The organism is Pectobacterium sp. 1950-15, from assembly GCF_037136835.1.
Taxonomy (GTDB): domain Bacteria; phylum Pseudomonadota; class Gammaproteobacteria; order Enterobacterales; family Enterobacteriaceae; genus Pectobacterium.
On record NZ_JBBBQR010000004.1, the window covers coordinates 319,844 to 336,396 of the forward strand.

Sequence of the window (16,553 nt, forward strand, 5' to 3'; positions counted from 1 at the left end):
TTTAGTGTTTTGATCCTTTGGAGACCGCATTGTTCTTATACCATTCCAACAATTCATTGCGGATACCACGAGGAAGTGCCGCCTGATGCGTGCCGCAAATGGCACCGGCAAGCGCCAAGAGCACGTTGACACTCAGATTAGCGCGAACCTTCCGCAATTCGAGATAGCTATTTTTAGCGCCATAATGCTGTAATTCATCAACATTCCTTATCCCCGCTTTCCACAATAGTCGTTCAATATCGTGGTTAAGATTCGGGAGATCTTTTAAACGCCCGCTCGTACATTTGAGAGCCTGATCATGCTGCGCACCGGCCAACGCCAGTCGGGCAAAATATAATAGCGTTTGCGGTTCTTGCCACAATGCTTCATCGACAAGGAAGTAGTTCAGCGGTAACGGCATCCCGCGTTTGGTATAAATCAGATGAGGCATATCGCGCTGCTGAAAATATCTTTCATCTTTCTTACTGGCGCGAAGATAAAGCTCCCCTTCCGACACCAGTCCAAAAATCGTTTTATTTGCTGCGATGCTGTAGCCACCGAATTGGGAACGTGAAGTGATGTCCCCCAAAGATGAAAAAGAATGCTGAGATTGCAAAATCCTTTTTTTGCATAATTGCTTCATTGCCATAATCCTTAGTATTGAAATGATCTCTTCCTGAACAATTAAAAATATCTGTAGCAGGAACAAATAATTAAACACAGCCCCGATGCGGCTTCAAACAGTAAATGTGTTTACTGTCTCTTGCATAAGGAATATGCGAAGCGCTTTCAAAAAATCAGGTTGATTTTCACGCACACAGTAGATACTGTATGTTCATACAGTAACACTATGGGTAGCACTCATTATGCGTACGCAATCAATCAGCTCTCACAACGTTCAGTCGTCATCGTTTTCTGCGAGTCAGCATGCTGCGGAAACCTCAGGCAGCGCGGGCGGAATTATCAGCGAAATCGTGTACAACGCCGATCAGCCCATAGTCACACACCTGCTATTACCGCTCTTACAGCAGTTAGGTACGCAATCCCGTTGGTTGCTATGGCTTTCTCCTCAGCAAAAATTGAGCCGTCCCTGGGTACAGCAATCTGGGTTACCGCTGGATAAAATGGTGCAACTTCACCATATCAATCCGCTGTTTACGGTTGATGCCATGGAGAGAGCTCTGCTGACAGGAAACTACAGCGCAGTGTTGTGCTGGTTACCGCACGAATTAACGGAAGAAGAGAAGGTTCGGCTACGCCACGCCGCACAGGCAGGAAATACATACGGCTTTATTATGCGGCCAGAAAGTACTGGCGGTGACGCCTATAGACTATTTCCCAGCCTTAAAATTCATTCGACATTGTATCATTAAGTAAATTAAGAATTTTCTCAGCCCTATCTGGTTATGTGCTATAGAGATCGCCGCAGAGCGGTATTCTGCGGGCTTTTTGGGTATATTTAATACAGCTAAAAGGCGTAAGATCTGTCAAAAGCATCTACCATTTGTTAGCAAGTATGTATGAATCGTGCGGTTTTCTTATGACGCAAATCACATCATACTTGTAACTTTCTCATCACGTTGTAGACTTTAACTCGCTGGAGTTGCTCTTTTATAACGTCAGTTGACTGACAGTGAGTCATAAATAAGGGCAAAGTCTCCAACCAAAGGATTTTAACCAAAGGTTTATTAGCCCATCAGGTTAATTACCGATTTGGATGATAATGAGGCGTAAAATGAAAAAAACAGCTATCGCAGTTGCAGTGGCACTGGCTAGCTTCGCGACCGTCGCGCAAGCAGCTCCTAAAGACAATACCTGGTACACCGGTGGTAAACTGGGTGTGTCTCAATTCCACGATACGGGTTTCTACGGCAATGGTTACACCGGTATCGTTAACAACCCGATCAAAAGCAAGTTAGGCGCTGGTGCATTTGTTGGTTATCAAGCCAACCCGTACCTGGGCTTTGAACTGGGCTACGACTGGCTGGGCCGCATGAAGTATGCAGGTTCTACTGCTAACGCAGCAGACAGCGCGAGCTTCAAGGCACAGGGCATCCAACTGGCTGCTAAACTGAGCTACCCTGTTATGCCTGATCTGGACGTTTATAGCCGTCTGGGCGGCATCGTATGGCGCGCAGACAGCCACGCGGCCATCAACGGCGGCGACATCAACAATGACGACACTGGCGTTTCTCCGCTGGCTGCGATCGGTGTTGAATACGCTATCGACAAAAACTGGGCTGCACGTGTTGACTACCAATGGGTAAGCAACATTGGTGATGCAGGTACCGTTGGTGCCCGTCCAGACAACCTGCTGATGAGCGTTGGCCTGTCTTACCGTTTCGGCCAAGATGACCGTGTAGTAGCGCCAGTTGTTGCTCCGGCCCCAACCCCAGCTCCGGCTCCAGTTGTTGAAACCAAGCGTTTCACGCTGAAATCTGACGTCCTGTTCAACTTCAACAAAGCAACGCTGAAAGCAGAAGGCCAGCAATCACTGGATCAACTGTACACTCAGCTGAGCTCTCTGGATCCGAAAGATGGTTCTGTTGTTGTTCTAGGCTTCACTGACCGTTTAGGTTCAGACCAATACAACCAAGCCCTGTCTGAAAAACGTGCACAGAGCGTCGTGGATTACCTGGTTTCTAAAGGTATCCCTGCGAACAAAATCTCTGCTCGTGGCCAGGGTAAATCTCACCCTGTTACCGGTTCTACCTGTGACAACGTGAAACCTCGTGCTGCGCTGATCGACTGCCTGGCACCAGATCGTCGCGTAGAGATCGAAGTTAAAGGCATCAAAGACGTTGTAACTCAGCCTCAGGCTTAAGTTATTAACGAAAAAAACCTCGCTCCGGCGAGGTTTTTTTATGCTCGACATCGTTGTCCGCTACCCTAACGTTGCTGCGCAACGTTGAAAAACGCCCCTCGCGTTTTTTATGCCTGCTTATCGCTATCGGCAAGATAAATGAACAAGCCCGGTCACATCTCGTCGTTATTCAGAATGGCTTTGAGATCCTGCTTGAGCAACGACATCTGGCTGGCGTATTTCTCTTTATGCTCAGCATCTTCAATCAGCTGCACAATCGTTTCTGACAAGGTCACACCACGTCTTTGGGCCAGAGCCGCAAGACGATGCCAGACCAAATATTCCAGATCGATCGATTTCTTGCGCGTATGTTGGTGTTCTGCATTGAAATGACGTTTACGCCGTGCACGGATCGTCTGCTTCATCCGATTTTCTAAGGTGGGATTCATACATTGCGCAATCCACTCCAACACTTTCACTGGCTGGTTTTCCATTTTAAGCAATGTCTGTACCGCTTCGTCCGCGGCACTTTGCTCCAGAAAGCGCGTGATCTCTTCTCCCTCCCGATGTTTTTTCACCAGGTACTTCCATTTCCACCCGCACTCAAGATTTTCTAGTTGTTGATATTTCATATTAAATTCTTCAGTGACCGCGTAACGTTACTTTCAGCATAACAGTTTTCCCTGATTTTGACCGCTTTCTGGCGGTTTTTTGACAGCTTTTAAGACAATCAGCTCAACGCCGTTCGGGCTTCAGTCTGTTAAAGATGACGGAGAGATGACTCTCCTTATGCGCACTCGACATTATTCTTGTATAATCACGCTTTTCCATTAGACGATTACATTGATACTTTGACCAGTAACCGACTCTCATGGCAGCATTTACTGCCCAATAATACGCCTTATCAAACGCTATTCACTCAGGCAGCTCAGCTTGCTCCTGCTGAATTCTCCGCTATTCAGTCGCGTCTGTCAGACAGTCTGACGCTCTTTTGCCACCCTCGATCTCCTTCCCGCTTTATGCTGTTGAAAGCGCAGGAAAACGATGAATATATGGCATTGATCGCCCGTGCGCTAAGCGCAATCAGGCCAGACTCCGGGGCGATACATGGCAGTAAATATATCATTGAGGGTCGTCACATCCGGGTCGAGCCAGCCACACACCCTGCGGATAATTTTGCCGCACAGCAGTCCTGTGGCTATCAGGAATGGATCGAACCTGAGCAACTCTTCGGCTGTGTGCGCAGTTTCCACGATGAAATCACGCTGCATCCAGGACTGATTCATCAGGTTAATGGCGGTACGCTGATCCTCTCGGCCAGAGCACTGTTGGCCCAGCCCTTAATGTGGCTGCGTCTGAAGCAGATTATGGCTGATGGACTCTATCGTTGGTTATCACCAGATGAGCGCAAGCCACTGCCCGTTGATGTGCCACCGATGCCGCTTGATATTCGCCTGATTATTCTCGGTGACCGCGAGAGTCTGGCTGATATTCATGATATGGAGCCGGAATTAGGCGAGCACGCGATTTACGGCGAATTTGAAGCGCAATTACAGTTGATTGAAACGGATGACATGGCCCGCTGGTGCGCCTACATCAATGCACTATGCAGCGAGAATCAACTGCCGCTACTGGACGCCGATGCTTGGCCAGCCTTAGTAAACGTTGCAGTACGCTACAGCGGCGATCAGGGCAATTTGCCATTATGCCCACGCTGGTTAACCAGTCAGTTAAAATATGCTTCGCTGTATGCCAGAGATGGTCAGATCACGGAGCAGGCGCTGGTTGATGCCGTTGCCGCTCGTCAATGGCGTGAAGGCTACCTTCGTGAGCGCATGCAGGATGAAATCGAATTAGGCCAGATCCTGATCGAAACGGAAGGCGAAGTCGTCGGCCAGGTTAACGGCCTGTCCGTACTCGAATTCCCTGGCTACCCTGTTGCCTTTGGCGAACCAGCGCGTATCAGCTGTGTCGTTCATGCTGGCGACGGTGAATTCACCGACGTCGAGCGCAAAGCCGAACTGGCTGGCAATTTGCACGCGAAGGGCATGATGATCATGCAGGCGTTCCTGATTACGGAGCTGGAGCTCGATCAACAGCTTCCCTTCTCCGCTTCCATGGTCTTCGAGCAATCATACAGCGAAGTTGACGGTGACAGTGCCTCTCTGGCAGAACTGTGTGCGTTAGTCAGCGCCCTCTCCTTGCGACCAATCAATCAACAGTTCGCCGTGACAGGTTCCGTCGATCAGTTTGGTCGTGTGCAGCCAATTGGCGGCGTAAATGAGAAGATCGAAGGTTTCTTTGAGGTCTGCCAGCGTCGCGGATTGACGGGAACACAGGGCGTGATTTTACCTGCGGCTAACCTACGCCATCTCTGTTTACAGGAAGATGTCGTTGAAGCCGTACGCGAAGGAAAATTCCATCTTTTCCCAGTGGAAGCTGCGCCAGAAGCGTTGTCATTATTGACCAACTTCGCGTATGACGATGAGCAACAGCCAAATCTGCTGACCGCGATTCGCGAGCGAATTGGACAACTTGCACCACAGGAACGCAGACGTTTCCCTTGGTTTTTCCGTTAAACCAACTGGTTCAACCAGACGCAACAGACTTGCCCAGCGTACAGGTGTACGCTAACCTGCGTGCTTCATTAAAATAAGGCTTACAGAGACCATGGTAGATAAACGCGAATCCTATACAAAAGAAGACCTCCTTGCCTCCAGTCGTGGTGAGCTGTTTGGCCCGCAAGGCCCTCAGTTACCCGCCCCTAACATGCTCATGATGGACCGCGTCGTTAAGATGACAGAAGACGGCGGTAAGTATGGCAAAGGCTATGTGGAAGCCGAATTGGATATCACGCCTGACCTGTGGTTCTTCGGTTGCCATTTCATCGGCGATCCAGTGATGCCAGGTTGCCTCGGTCTGGATGCTATGTGGCAGCTCGTCGGCTTCTATCTGGGCTGGTTAGGTGGCGAAGGTAAAGGCCGCGCACTCGGCGTGGGTGAAGTCAAATTCACTGGACAAGTGCTGCCGACGGCGAAGAAAGTGACTTATCGCATTCACTTCAAACGTGTGATCAATCGCCGTCTGGTGATGGGGATTGCTGATGGCGAAGTACTGGTTGACGGTCAGCAAATCTATACCGCTGACGAACTGAAAGTGGGTCTGTTCAAAGACACCAGCTCTTTCTAAGCGTCAGATAGCACTGCGGGCGAAACACCTTTCGCCCGCGTTATCCATTTTATCTCTTCGACGCGCTCTCACCCTGACTTAAATCACTCGCCCTATCATGACGGGCTTGTCAGCTCATTGGTGATCGACTGCCGTACATCTTGCGGTATCTTCAATTCGGTCGCTAACGCATCCAGATAGCTTTTCTCCATGAAGTGATCGACGTCAATAACCGCACAGCTCAGGAAGTAGATCTCAAGCGCCTCTTCCTCATTCTTCACGTCTTTAGCCAGCAGAACCGGGTCAAGCGGTTGTTCTATGGCTTCCTGCACCCAACGATGTGCTTCACTGCCCAGTTGCAGTTGCTGAATGTTCTCATCGATACGCTGTTTCTCTGTAGCATCAATATGGCCGTCACTTTTAGCAGCAAAAACCAGAGCCTGAATCAGACGACGGGCGCGAATATTGTCGGCTGAGGACTGAGTACCAAACTGAGGATCGTCCTGATGCGTGTCGCGAACGCGTTTCTTGTACTGGTTCCACAACACCACACCCGCCGCGGCGCTGCCGCCAATGATCAACGCATTTTTACCCAATGAGCCCATGATCTTCCGAGTGGATTTATTCGACAACAAGACGCCAGCCAAACCGCCCAGCGCCGCGGGCTTCAGCATGTCGCCCAAATTGCCGTTTTTACCCCCTTGATGATGATTTCCCTGCTTGCTACCGGAGTTTAATAAGCCCTGAATCTGTTGCAGCCAATTATTCATTTTCATTCCTCGAGGAAAAGTGACATCACTGATGGTGTTATCACCCATAGTAATGGTGCGGAAGGCGTTTGTTTGTCAGATTGTGTATAGCAATGAAAAGTATGGACCGCCCTTTCTGGGCGGTCCATCTGGCTATGCGGAGAACGTTACGAGGCTGGTTTTAGCGGTGCTTTTCTCACCGGGGTATTTCCGGACACATAGTAGCGCGCTTTGCTGCGCGGCAGCGGCTGGCGACGGCGGATTCGGTCGGCAATCTTCTCGGCAATCATGATGGTTGTCGCGTTCAGGTTACCAGTAATAATCTGCGGCATAATGGAGGCATCCACTACGCGCAGCCCTTCCATCCCGTGGACCCGACCTTGCCCATCAACCACCGCCATCTCGTCCTCTCCCATCTTACAGGAACAAGAGGGATGGAATGCCGTCTCAGCGTGGGTACGGATAAATTCATCCAGTTCCTCATCGGTCTGCACCTCCAGCCCGGGACTGATTTCTCGACCACGGTATTTATCCAGCGCAGGCTGCGCCATGATTTCACGCGTAATGCGGATTGCATCGCGAAACTCCTGCCAATCCTGTTCTGTCGACATATAGTTGAACAGGATGCTGGGGTGCTCACGGGCGTCTTTGGAACGCACCTGCACACGCCCTCGGCTAAGTGAGCGCATGGAGCCCACATGCGCCTGAAACCCATGCTCTTTTACCGCGTTACTGCCGTTGTAGTTAATCGCGACAGGGAGAAAATGGTATTGAATGTTCGGCCAGGCGAATTCATCACTGCTACGAATAAACCCCCCCGCTTCAAACTGGTTACTCGCACCAATGCCTGTGCCGTTGAACAACCATTCCGCCCCGATTTTCGGCTGATTAAACCACTGTAGCGCTGGATACAGCGACACCGGTTCTTTGCAGGCGTATTGCAAATACATTTCCAGATGGTCCTGCAAATTCTCGCCGACGCCGGGCAACGCGTGCACGACTGGAATATCGAGCGCCTGAAGCAGCGCTTTCGGCCCCACGCCAGAGCGTTGCAGGATCTGCGGCGAGGCGATCGCACCGGCACATAGCAGCACCTCGCGACGAGCCTTCGCCGTCTGCGCACTTTCGCCTTTAAAGTAAGCGACGCCGACGGCACGTTTTCCGTCAAAGAGAATCCTGTCGGTTAAGGCATACGTCACGATGGTCAGATTTTTACGACCTTTCGCCTGATCCAGATAGCCTCGGGCGGTACTGGCGCGACGCCCCTTCGGCGTAACGGTCCTGTCCATCGGCCCAAACCCTTCCTGCTGATAGCCGTTAAGATCGTCCGTACGTGGATAACCGGCTTGTACGCCCGCTTCAACCATAGCGTGAAACAGTTCGTTGTTTCCCATCTTCGGCGTGGTCACCGACACAGGGCCCGTCGCGCCATGATAGTCATTCGATCCTACATCCCGCGTTTCCGCTTTGCGGAAATACGGCAGACAATCAAGGTAACTCCAGTCTTCCAGACCGGGCATCGTCGCCCAGTTATCAAAATCCATCGCATTGCCACGGATGTAGCACATGCCGTTAATCAGTGATGAGCCACCCAGCCCTTTGCCACGACCGCATTCCATACGGCGGTTATTCATATGAGGTTCTGGGTCAGTCTCATACGCCCAGTTATAACGCTTCCCCTGTAGTGGGAAAGCGAGTGCCGCAGGCATTTGCGTGCGAAAATCCAACCGATAGTCCGGGCCACCGGCTTCGAGCAGCAGCACGCTGACGTCGCTTTCTTCTGTGAGACGCGTTGCCAGCACATTGCCGGCAGAACCGGCTCCGATAATGATGTAATCATATTCCATTAGGCTTTCTCCCCTTCGTTTAAAATACCGAGCGGAATTCACCCAGTTCAACCTGTACAGACTTGATTTGCGTATAGTGTTCCAATGTTGTTATGCCGTTTTCACGTCCGACACCCGAATGTTTGTAGCCGCCCACAGGCATTTCAGCCGGGGATTCCCCCCAGGTGTTGATCCAGCAAATCCCAGCCTCAAGCTGATGAATAACCCGATGTGCCCGATTCAGATCGCAGGTCACGATGCCGGCCGCCAGCCCATACTCGCTATCATTGGCGCGACGGATGACTTCATCCTCATCCTGATACGTCAGAATGCTCATGACCGGGCCAAAGATTTCTTCCCGCACAATCTTCATATCGTCCCGGCAATCCGTGAACACCGTAGGGGCAACGTATGCGCCTTGTGCATATTTCTCGTCAGCCATCGGTTCGCCACCCACCAGCACGCGAGCGCCTTCGCGTTTTCCACTTTCGATGTAACGCAGTACGGATTCTCTGTGCGGGAAGCTGATCAGCGGACCAAAATTCACCTGCTCGTCAGTCGGGTCACCGATACGGATGCGCTGAACGCGCGCCAGAATTTTTTCCTCAAACTGCGTCTGCAATGCCTGTGGAACAAAGACGCGCGTACCGTTAGTACACACCTGCCCTGAGCTGAAGAAATTCGCCATCATGGCGATATCCGCCGCCTTATCCAGATCGGCATCAGCGAAAATGATCAACGGCGATTTTCCACCCAACTCCATCGTGACCTCTTTCAGGGTCGAACCTGCGGCATTGGCCATTACCGTTTTCCCGCTGGCGATCCCTCCCGTGAAAGAGACTTTGGCAATACCGGGATGCATGGTCAGCGCCTGACCAACGGATTGTCCCGCACCCGTCAGCACAGTGAATACGCCCGCCGGTAACCCAGCCTCGGTATAGATTTCTGCCAGCTTCAGCGCGGTAAGCGACGTGACCTCACTGGGCTTGAAGATCATCGCATTGCCCGCCGCCAGTGCAGGGGCCGATTTCCACAATGCGATCTGAATGGGATAGTTCCAGGCACCGATGCCAGCGACCACGCCAAGCGGTTCCCGGCGGGTATAGGCGAACGAAGTATCACGTAGGGGGATCTGCTGCCCTTCGAGCATGGGAACCAACCCCGCGTAATATTCCAGAACATCCGCACCGGTCACGATATCGACGGTGCGCGTTTCTGAGAGCGGCTTGCCGGTGTCGTGCGTTTCAAGCAATGCGAGTTCATCATTGCGCTCACGCAGGATATCGACAGCACGGCGTAAAATACGCGAGCGCTCCATCGCTGTCATGGCCGCCCATATTTTCTGCCCTGCGGTTGCTGCGCTAACCGCTCGGTCAACATCAGCGGCAGTGGCTGACTGAAGCTGGGCGATGATGTCTCCATTCGCGGGGTTTATCGCATCAAACGTATCGTCACCCGTGCTATCGACATATGTGCCGTTGATATAAAGCTGTTGTAAACCGTAGCGAGACATAAATTCTCCTGTCTGATGGCTGCCCGGACACACGTTCCGGGCAGAAAAAGAAAAAGCAAAGCGATAAGGAAGGATTACGTGCGAGTGAGCTGCTGCTCGATATAGTCGTAGGCAATGCTCAGCGCTTCTTCGCGGTTGAAGGCGTCATGACTTAGCGCACCGCGCAGCCACAGTCCATCGATCAAGCCTGCCAACCCTTTTGCCGCAATACGTGCGTTATCTTTCGGCAAGCAATGGCTAAACTCGACGCACAGGTTGGAGTAAAGCCGCCTATCGTTAACCTGCTGTAGCCGATGGAGCATGGGGGAATGCAGGCTACTGGCCCAAAACGCCAGCCAGGTTTTCATCGCCGCGCTATTCGTCTGACTATCATCAAAATTGCCCTGAACAATCGCCCGCAAACGCGCACGAGGCGTGTTGTCTGTCAGGCTCAGCAATCTTGATTTCACCGCCAGCCCCAGATGACTAATCAGATAGCGCATCGTCGCTTCCAGTAAGCCATTTTTATCGCGGAAGTAATGGCTGATGATCCCATTCGACACCCCCGCACGTCGGGCAATCTGTACGATCGAGGCGTCATGCATCCCCACATCGTTAATTGCTGCCAGCGTCGCGTCGATGAGCTGTTGTCGTCTGATAGGCTGCATTCCCACTTTAGGCACTGCACTTCCCCTTCATTTTCTTCCCTTCATTTTGCGTGATGAATCACGGTAAAAGACGATGATTCATGATCCGATTTGTCCCATTAAACTTTTTTTTGATTGAACGTTCAATAAAAAATGAATATCTTTTATTGCTGAAAGGTTAAAAATCTGTATCAATTATCATGAAAAATGGTGTGAGTTCAGACGATAACTCCACCTTAAAAAGAATAATTTCTTTTTTGTTCTGACGACCTTCTTCAACGGAAAGCGTACTCAGCGGATGTCCTGCGCCCCATTCTTGGTATGCGCTAAGCACACTTCGTGGAGAGAGGAATCAGATTGTCTGTTCACGTAACGCAAGGGATAACCATGCCAGCATCAGAAACGACCACCCAACAGGATCGCCTGAATCCTGTCGTGTTCTACACATCAGCGGGACTCATCCTGACCTTCTCGCTGCTGACCATGTTGTTTAACAAAGAGGCAAATGCCTGGATTACCCACGCACTTAACTGGGTTTCAGCCACCTTTGGTTGGTACTACCTGCTCGCCGCCACGCTCTACATCGTTTTCGTCATCTTCATCGCCTCCTCCCGCTTTGGTTCGATCAAGCTCGGGCCGGAGCAGTCGAAACCTGAATTTAGCTTGATGAGCTGGGCTGCAATGCTGTTTGCTGCAGGGATCGGCATCGATTTAATGTTCTTTTCCGTCGCGGAACCCATTACGCAATATATGATGCCGCCGGAAGGACAGGGCCAAACGATGGAAGCGGCGCGGCAGGCTATGGTCTGGACGCTGTTTCACTACGGGCTAACAGGTTGGTCAATGTACGCGCTGATGGGTATCGCTTTGGGCTACTTCAGCTACCGGTATAATTTACCGCTGACGATTCGCTCTGCCCTGTATCCTATTTTTGGTAAACGCATCAATGGTCCGATTGGACACAGTGTTGATATCGCCGCCGTACTCGGAACCATCTTCGGTATCGCCACCACGCTCGGTATCGGCGTCGTTCAGCTTAATTACGGGCTGAAAGTCCTGTTCCAGATTCCTGAGAACCTTACCGTTCAGGCCTCACTCATCCTGCTTTCCGTAATCATGGCGACCGTTTCCGTAACGTCTGGGGTCAATCGCGGCATTCGCTTCCTTTCCGAGCTTAACGTCCTGCTTGCACTCGGTTTGATTCTCTTTCTGCTCTTCTGGGGGGATACCGAGTTTCTGCTAAACGCGCTGGTGCTGAACGTCGGGGATTACATCAACCGTTTTACCGGTATGACGCTCAATAGCTTTGCGTTCGATCGCCCGACCGAGTGGATGAATAGCTGGACGCTGTTCTTCTGGGCGTGGTGGGTCGCGTGGGCACCGTTTGTCGGGCTGTTTCTGGCACGTATATCGCGCGGCAGAACGATTCGGCAGTTTGTCGTCGGCACGCTGATCATCCCGTTTGTCTTTACCCTGCTGTGGCTCTCCATTTTTGGCAACAGCGCACTTTATCAGGTAATCCACGGCAATCTGGACTTTGCGACCGAAGTCATGCAGCACCCGGAGCGTGGGTTCTACAGCCTGCTGGCACAGTATCCTGGCTTCAGTCTGAGCGCGTCTGTCGCGACCATTACCGGCTTGCTGTTTTATGTTACCTCTGCCGATTCCGGTTCGCTGGTGCTGGGCAACTTCACTTCTCGCCTCGGCGACATCAACAATGATGCGCCAAACTGGCTACGGATTTTTTGGTCAGTCGCGATTGGCCTGTTGACGCTGGGTATGTTGATGACAAACGGCGTGTCAGCATTACAGAACACCACGGTCATCATGGGGCTGCCGTTTAGCTTTGTGATGTTCTTTATTATGGCGGGGTTATATAAATCACTGCGGGTCGAAGATTACCGTAAAGCCAGCTCCTTGCAAACCTCGGCGCCGATGCCAATCTCAGGCGACGATCGCCTGAACTGGAAACAGCGCATCTCACGCGTCATGAATTTCCCTGGCACAACGCATACGCAGAAAATGCTGGATAACGTCTGTAAAGCGGCCATGGAGGATGTCGCGCGCGAACTGCGCCTGCGCGGTGCCAACGTTGAAGTCAACGAATTACCGCCTGTCGAAGATGAACGTCTGAATCACCTCGAACTGTTGGTGGATTTGGGTGATGAGCAGAATTTCCTCTACCAAATTTGGCCACAGCGCTATAGCGTCCCAGCGTTTACCTACCGGGCCCGCTCGGGGAAATCGGATTATTACCGCCTTGAAACCTTCCTGTTGGAAGGAAGTCAGGGAAATGATCTGATGGACTACAGCAAGGAACAGGTGATTAACGACATTTTGGATCAGTACGAACGCCACCTGAATTTTCTTCATCTTAATCGAGAAGCGCCCGGCAATACGCTAACCTTCCCAGATGCATAACTCCCTATGGCGCTGAAATACAGCGCCATTTTTCAATGTGTTATGTCTTTATTGTCCCTTTTCCGTTCATGGTGTTTTTCCTGAATCTATGGGCTATGCCGCATTCTTTGCTTCCACGATTTGCGCTTTATTTTTGAAACGGTATACTGCACACATCAAATTGAAATACAGTTTTAAAAAATGTATTTGTCCGTCACAGAAAAGGAACGAACATGAAAATTGCACTGATTAACGAGAACAGCCAGGCTGCCAAAAACGCCATCATCGCCGAGTCTCTGACCAAAGCGGTTGCACCGTTGGGCCACACTGTACACAACTACGGTCAATATGCCGTTGAAGATGCCGCACAGCTGACCTACATCCAGAACGGTATTCTGGCTGCTATCCTGCTGAACTCTGGCGCTGCTGATTTCGTTGTGACTGGCTGCGGTACTGGCCAAGGCGCCATGCTGGCTTGTAACTCTTTCCCAGGCGTAATCTGTGGTCTGGTTGTTGACCCATCTGATGCTTACCTGTTCTCTCAGATCAACAACGGTAACGCCGTATCCGTTCCTTACGCTAAAGGCTTTGGCTGGGGCGCTGAACTGAATCTGGAAAACCTGTTTACCCAGTTGTTCAAAGAAGAAGGCGGCCGTGGCTATCCGAGCGATCGCGTTGTTCCTCAACAACGTAACAAGAAAATCCTGGATGCCGTAAAAGAAGTGACCTACAACGACCTGATCACCATTCTGAAAGGTCTCGATCAGGATCTGGTTAAAGGCGCCGTTGCTGGTCCTAAATTCCAGGAATACTTCTTTGCTAACAGCAAAGACGAAGCACTGACCAGCTACATCAAAACGCTGCTGGCGTAATCGCCCTACAGCTGATAAAAAACCACAGGCCATCACGGTCTGTGGTTTTTTTATGCCTATTCCCCCCCTTTTTGCCTACATTTTAACGACACCGTTACGCGGACTATCCGTTACCGTTCAATGCTTAGCCAGACGCATCGTTCGCGCTAAATACTGCTTGACCGGAGCTAAGTGACTCCCTATAGTAGCGCCCCGTTGCCCCTTGTAGGCAACCCCCGGTGAGGTGTCCGAGAGGCTGAAGGAGCACGCCTGGAAAGTGTGTATACGTGAAAACGTATCAAGGGTTCGAATCCCTTCCTCACCGCCATATAAAAGAAAACGCCCTTAACTTACGTTAAGGGCGTTTTCTTTTATATCGTTGGAACGGATGAGAAACTTTGACAAGGTTCGACAAAACGCGAGGACTGGCGTTTTGGACCGCCAACGGCGGCCCACAGGGCGAGCGGCAGAACACCGCGAGTCAATTCCTATGGCATACTCATACCAGCCGCCCTTGACGTACGTCAGGGACGCTTTCTTTTATGGAAGCCAGTAAGGAAGTCTCGTCGCAATGACCATCTATTGACAAAAAACACGCTCCGCAGCGGACTTAAACAAAGTAACATCTTTACTCCATCAGCCTAATTAAGCAGATAACGCCCTTTAAAAGTACCGAACAGTTATTAACTTCACCGCTATTATTAATTCCGTTGGTATTTATTTTAAAAATGTGACCGTTATCTCCATGAGATGCATCAGAAACCCGATAATAAAATAGCACGCTAAATATTCTAGTAAAAACCATCCATTATAATAAAAAAACATCACAACAGCATCACATATGATTTTATGTTTAGAGGCGATCGATAATCATAACCAGATAAAACAAGCAACTTCTGAGGTTCAGGTTATTATTAATGTAATCTTAATGTTATTGCCTGATAATGGCGAACAGACAACATTTCAATGTCATATAAAAAATATATATCTACCGACGGAGAACTCTAACATGACAATTGTAAAAAAACTGGTTCTGGCGATGAGCATCTTCGCTCTGGCGTTGATCTGTGTCGGGGGATTTGGGCTGAACGCACTGAGTTCATCAAAAGATCGCTTCGAGTACGTGATGACCAATACGTTGCCTAGTATAGGCAAACTGAACACTGCCAATGACGCTATTAGCAATGCCAGAACGTATCTACTACAGTTTATTCTCATTTCTGATCCTCAAAAGAAGAAAGAAAAAAGGCAAGAAATAGTAAATGCATTAAATGAAACAGAAAAAAGCATTAACGACTATATGAAAAATGACATTTCAGACGACAACGATCTGAATCTGTCTAAAAAGAATATCGAAGCCTTCAATAGTTACCGCAGTGTCATTACTCCACTCATTCAAGAGGGGGCAACTACTGATAATTCTTCCTTGGAGCAGGGGAACATTATCGATATAGAGAAAACACTATTCCAAGGATTTCAAGATCAATATCGCTATAATTTAGATTTGGCGAAGAAACTCCAAAAAGAAAACAGTGATAACTTTAACTTAACAGCATGGATGCTAACCGGACTCATCATTGGCGCATTGGTTTTGGCAGGCACATTCTCTACCATGATTCTGCGCTATGTTCGACAAAACCTGAATAATTTACGAGCAAAATTGACAACCATCAGCGAAACGCTGGATTTAACTCAACAAGCTGATGCACAACGTAATGATGAGATAGGCCAAACAGCACAAGCCTTCAACGCATTGATCACGCGTTTTTCTGATGTGTTGAGCCATGTCCGTGCTTCAAGCGAGAATGTGGCGATATCCTCAAGCGAGATCGCATCGGCGAATATTGACCTCTCCTCAAGAACAGAAGAGCAGGCTTCCTCGCTTGCTCAGACCGCCGCCAGTATGCATGAACTGTCGTCAACGGTGGAAAGTAATGTTGATAATATGATGCAAGCTAATCAACTGGGTAAAAAAGCCAATGATGTGGTTGAGCATGGTGATGCTGCCGTTTCCCGGATGATTCAAGCAATGGAGGAAATCGCCAGCGGTTCCTCCAAGGTTGCCGAAATCACCACGCTAATAGAAGGCATCGCTTTTCAAACCAATATCTTGGCACTGAATGCAGCCGTTGAAGCCGCGCGAGCGGGTGAACACGGCCGTGGCTTTGCCGTCGTCGCCAGTGAGGTTAGAACACTTTCACAACGCTCATCTTCCGCAGCAAAAGAAATCAAAACCCTGATAGATAATGCGCAGTTGGCGGTTAAAAATGGCTCCTCTCAAGCCAGCGCAGTTCGGGACTCTATTATCGATGTTAAAGACGTCATTAAGAACGTGTCAGACCTGATCAATGAGGTGTCATTGGCTTCAGAGGAACAAAGCCGAGGCATTGCACAAATCAATATTGCCGTAAACCAGATGGAAGGAGTCACCCAGCAAAACGCAGCAATGGTTGAACAGGCATCTTCAGCCGCTGACTCGTTAAGTGAACAAGCAGCAAAATTACGCAGTGCTGTTGAGACTTTTAAGCTCAATGGAATGGAGAAACGCAGTACTATTTCACCGCGGCCATTACAGTTAGAAAATTACTCTGGATAATGGTCACGTTATAGACAAATAAAGCCCTGATCTCTATAGATT

At 50.0% G+C, this 16,553-nt stretch carries 13 protein-coding genes and 1 tRNA gene; 8 read left to right on the forward strand and 6 right to left on the reverse strand.

Annotated elements, in window-relative coordinates:
- Position 1: 1 nt before the first annotated feature.
- Positions 2 to 622 carry a TfoX/Sxy family DNA transformation protein gene (locus tag WCT94_RS07270; RefSeq protein ID WP_182100050.1) on the reverse strand — a complete coding sequence of 207 codons (621 nt, stop codon included), beginning with the start codon at positions 620 to 622 and terminating at the stop codon, positions 2 to 4.
- Positions 623 to 845: 223 nt separating this feature from the next.
- Between WCT94_RS07270 and sulA the strand changes: the two genes are divergently transcribed.
- Together sulA and ompA are read left to right on the forward strand one after the other, a co-directional pair.
- Positions 846 to 1,352: an SOS-induced cell division inhibitor SulA gene (gene sulA / locus WCT94_RS07275; protein WP_336868831.1), complete on the forward strand. Its 507-nt coding sequence runs from the start codon at positions 846 to 848 to the stop codon at positions 1,350 to 1,352.
- 362 nt (positions 1,353 to 1,714) lie between these two features.
- Positions 1,715 to 2,803, forward strand: a complete 1,089-nt coding sequence (gene ompA, locus WCT94_RS07280) for a porin OmpA (protein ID WP_336868833.1) — start codon at positions 1,715 to 1,717, stop codon at positions 2,801 to 2,803.
- A gap of 152 nt (positions 2,804 to 2,955) precedes the next feature.
- Here the strand turns inward: ompA and matP are convergent, their stop codons facing one another.
- On the reverse strand, positions 2,956 to 3,414 hold the full coding sequence (matP, locus tag WCT94_RS07285; protein WP_336868835.1) for a macrodomain Ter protein MatP: 459 nt from the start codon (positions 3,412 to 3,414) through the stop codon (positions 2,956 to 2,958).
- Positions 3,415 to 3,591: 177 nt separating this feature from the next.
- Here matP and WCT94_RS07290 point away from each other — a divergent pair, with 177 nt between their 5' ends.
- Entirely contained in the window at positions 3,592 to 5,361 is a 1,770-nt protein-coding gene (locus tag WCT94_RS07290) for a Lon protease family protein (RefSeq protein WP_336868837.1), read from the forward strand.
- Positions 5,362 to 5,452: 91 nt separating this feature from the next.
- Positions 5,453 to 5,971, forward strand: coding sequence for a bifunctional 3-hydroxydecanoyl-ACP dehydratase/trans-2-decenoyl-ACP isomerase (gene fabA, locus WCT94_RS07295; protein ID WP_005970620.1), 519 nt, complete (start codon positions 5,453 to 5,455; stop codon positions 5,969 to 5,971).
- Between the two features lie 95 nt (positions 5,972 to 6,066).
- Here the strand turns inward: fabA and WCT94_RS07300 are convergent, their stop codons facing one another.
- The 4 genes from WCT94_RS07300 to betI all read right to left on the reverse strand — a co-directional run bounded on the left by WCT94_RS07300 (position 6,067) and on the right by betI (position 10,700).
- Positions 6,067 to 6,720 (reverse strand): tellurite resistance TerB family protein, encoded by a 654-nt coding sequence (locus WCT94_RS07300; RefSeq protein WP_336868840.1) that lies wholly within the window; start codon positions 6,718 to 6,720, stop codon positions 6,067 to 6,069.
- A 146-nt stretch (positions 6,721 to 6,866) separates the two neighbouring features.
- Positions 6,867 to 8,546, reverse strand: coding sequence for a choline dehydrogenase (gene betA, locus WCT94_RS07305; protein ID WP_336868841.1), 1,680 nt, complete (start codon positions 8,544 to 8,546; stop codon positions 6,867 to 6,869).
- A 19-nt stretch (positions 8,547 to 8,565) separates the two neighbouring features.
- On the reverse strand, positions 8,566 to 10,038 hold the full coding sequence (betB, locus tag WCT94_RS07310; protein WP_336868843.1) for a betaine-aldehyde dehydrogenase: 1,473 nt from the start codon (positions 10,036 to 10,038) through the stop codon (positions 8,566 to 8,568).
- Between the two features lie 74 nt (positions 10,039 to 10,112).
- A complete protein-coding gene (gene betI / locus WCT94_RS07315) occupies positions 10,113 to 10,700 on the reverse strand; it encodes a transcriptional regulator BetI (protein WP_336868844.1) in 588 nt (195 codons plus the stop codon).
- A gap of 351 nt (positions 10,701 to 11,051) precedes the next feature.
- Here betI and WCT94_RS07320 point away from each other — a divergent pair, with 351 nt between their 5' ends.
- From WCT94_RS07320 to WCT94_RS07335, 4 genes are all read left to right on the forward strand, one after another.
- Complete coding sequence (locus WCT94_RS07320; RefSeq protein ID WP_336868845.1) at positions 11,052 to 13,085, forward strand: choline transporter; 2,034 nt, start codon at positions 11,052 to 11,054, stop codon at positions 13,083 to 13,085.
- Between the two features lie 212 nt (positions 13,086 to 13,297).
- Positions 13,298 to 13,936, forward strand: coding sequence for an RpiB/LacA/LacB family sugar-phosphate isomerase (locus tag WCT94_RS07325; RefSeq protein ID WP_271877441.1), 639 nt, complete (start codon positions 13,298 to 13,300; stop codon positions 13,934 to 13,936).
- A gap of 217 nt (positions 13,937 to 14,153) precedes the next feature.
- Positions 14,154 to 14,243, forward strand: a tRNA-Ser gene (locus WCT94_RS07330).
- Between the two features lie 681 nt (positions 14,244 to 14,924).
- Positions 14,925 to 16,511 carry a methyl-accepting chemotaxis protein gene (locus tag WCT94_RS07335; protein ID WP_336868847.1) on the forward strand — a complete coding sequence of 529 codons (1,587 nt, stop codon included), beginning with the start codon at positions 14,925 to 14,927 and terminating at the stop codon, positions 16,509 to 16,511.
- The last annotated feature ends 42 nt before the right edge of the window (positions 16,512 to 16,553 follow it).

What these genes read in the sequence shown, in the direction of transcription:
- matP (WP_336868835.1), bottom strand. Translation starts at nt 3,414, where the DNA reads ATGAAATATCAACAACTAGAAAATCTTGAGTGCGGGTGGAAATGGAAG.
- WCT94_RS07325 (WP_271877441.1), top strand. Translation starts at nt 13,298, where the DNA reads ATGAAAATTGCACTGATTAACGAGAACAGCCAGGCTGCCAAAAACGCC.
- WCT94_RS07300 (WP_336868840.1), bottom strand. Translation starts at nt 6,720, where the DNA reads ATGAATAATTGGCTGCAACAGATTCAGGGCTTATTAAACTCCGGTAGC.
- ompA (WP_336868833.1), top strand. Translation starts at nt 1,715, where the DNA reads ATGAAAAAAACAGCTATCGCAGTTGCAGTGGCACTGGCTAGCTTCGCG.
- betB (WP_336868843.1), bottom strand. Translation starts at nt 10,038, where the DNA reads ATGTCTCGCTACGGTTTACAACAGCTTTATATCAACGGCACATATGTC.
- sulA (WP_336868831.1), top strand. Translation starts at nt 846, where the DNA reads ATGCGTACGCAATCAATCAGCTCTCACAACGTTCAGTCGTCATCGTTT.
- fabA (WP_005970620.1), top strand. Translation starts at nt 5,453, where the DNA reads ATGGTAGATAAACGCGAATCCTATACAAAAGAAGACCTCCTTGCCTCC.
- WCT94_RS07335 (WP_336868847.1), top strand. Translation starts at nt 14,925, where the DNA reads ATGACAATTGTAAAAAAACTGGTTCTGGCGATGAGCATCTTCGCTCTG.
- WCT94_RS07320 (WP_336868845.1), top strand. Translation starts at nt 11,052, where the DNA reads ATGCCAGCATCAGAAACGACCACCCAACAGGATCGCCTGAATCCTGTC.
- betA (WP_336868841.1), bottom strand. Translation starts at nt 8,546, where the DNA reads ATGGAATATGATTACATCATTATCGGAGCCGGTTCTGCCGGCAATGTG.
- WCT94_RS07270 (WP_182100050.1), bottom strand. Translation starts at nt 622, where the DNA reads ATGAAGCAATTATGCAAAAAAAGGATTTTGCAATCTCAGCATTCTTTT.